General features: G+C 74.4%; 1 protein-coding gene. It reads right to left on the bottom strand.

From position 1 onward, the window contains the following. Nucleotides 1-1,146 (bottom strand): MMPL family transporter (locus tag ABZW03_RS40760; protein WP_355269910.1); only part of this gene is annotated, 1,146 nt, incomplete at its 3' end. Nucleotides 1,147-1,550 lie beyond the last annotated feature (404 nt).

Raw genomic sequence — 1,550 nt, 5'->3', positions numbered from 1 at the left:
GACGAGCGTGCCGAAGCGGGCGGCGAAGCCCTCGCCCGGCTGGTGGCGCAGGCTGCGGGAGGGCCAGAACATGCCGCGGCCGCAGGCGGCGAGCAGGGCGGGCATCATGGTGAGACTGCCCAGCAGCATGACCAGCACGGCGACGGCGATGGCCGGGCCGAGCGAGCGGAACTGGCCGAAGCTGGCCACCCCGAGGGTGGCGAAGGCGGCGACGATGGTCAGCGCGGCCGAGGTGATCGCGGTGCCCACCCGGGCGGTCACCTGGGCGGCGGCCTCCCGGGCGGGCTGCTCGGGCCGGGCCCGCAGGTGCTCGCGGAAGCGGAAGAGCAGGAAGAGCAGGTAGTCGACGCCGATGCCGAGCAGGACGACGGAGACCAGCCCGGGCGTACCGGCGTCGAGCTTGAGGCCGGTCAGCGTCGCGGCGACGGCCACGGCTCCGCCGGCCACGCTGCCGATCATGGCGACGGCGAGCAGCGGCAGCAGGGCCGCCGCCACGCTGCGGAACACCAGCACGTTGAGCAGGACGATCAGCCCCATGACCAGCGCGCTGCCGACCTTCGCGGCGGTGCGGTGGGAGTCGGCGGTGTCCACGGCGTCGGCCAGTCCCCCGGTGAACCCGGTGCGCATCCCGGCGTCGGCGAACTGGGCCCGGGCGGCGTCCCGGAACGCCCGGTAGACGCCCTGGACGCCCTCGTCCGCGGCGTTGCCGGTCAGTTCGACGGAGAGCAGCTGGAAGCCGCGGTCGGGCGCCGTCATGGCCGGAGCGACCCGGGGGGTCTGGGACCGGTCGGGGACGAGGAAGGCCGGCTCGTCGTCCTTCCTGGGCATGACGACCCGGCGCTGGGCGAGCTTCGCCGCCTCGGCCTCGACCCGCTGCTGGTCGGCGGCGGTGAGCGCCCGGCCGTCGGTCCTGGCGACCAGCACCGTGACCGTGGTGGCGTCGGGCCTCATCCCGAAGTTCTCCTCGGCGATCCGCAGCGCGGCGGCCGAGTCGTAGCTCCTGGGCAGGAAGTCCCCGGTCTGGGACTGGGTGACGCGGGAGAGCAGCGTCGGGCTCAGCAGGGCCAGGGAGATTCCCAGCACCACCCAGAGGGCGATCACCTTCCACGGGTTCCTGGTGGAGTATCCGGTCAGTGCGCGGATCAACGGTTTCCTCCGGCGGTGGACGCGAGCGTCCGCGAGGTCGGTCCCGGCTCCGGGGGTTCCCGGGGCCGGGTTCCAGACCATCACCCGGGGTGGGCCGCGGACGTCCCTGCGGCGGACGATCCGCACCGGGGCCCCTGCTCCTCGGCCGGGACCGGACCCGGGACCGTGGTCCTGGTCCGGACCCCGTGATCGGTCGTGGGGACCATGCCGGGACGGAGCGGGACGATGCCAGAATGGGGACATCGGGCCTGTTCAGGGTCCGGAACAGGGGCCGAGCGGGGCCCGATCGGGCTCCTCGGGACTCGTCGGGGCCCGTCACGGCCCATCAGCGGGGCGCGGCGCGGGCCGGGCACGGAGGGGGAACGGGCATGGGCGTAGGCGCTGACGTAGCCCGTGATCACGTT

Source organism: Kitasatospora sp. NPDC004799 (assembly GCF_040609095.1).
Lineage (GTDB): Bacteria > Actinomycetota > Actinomycetes > Streptomycetales > Streptomycetaceae > Kitasatospora.
This window is presented reverse-complemented; position numbering and strand designations above follow the sequence as displayed.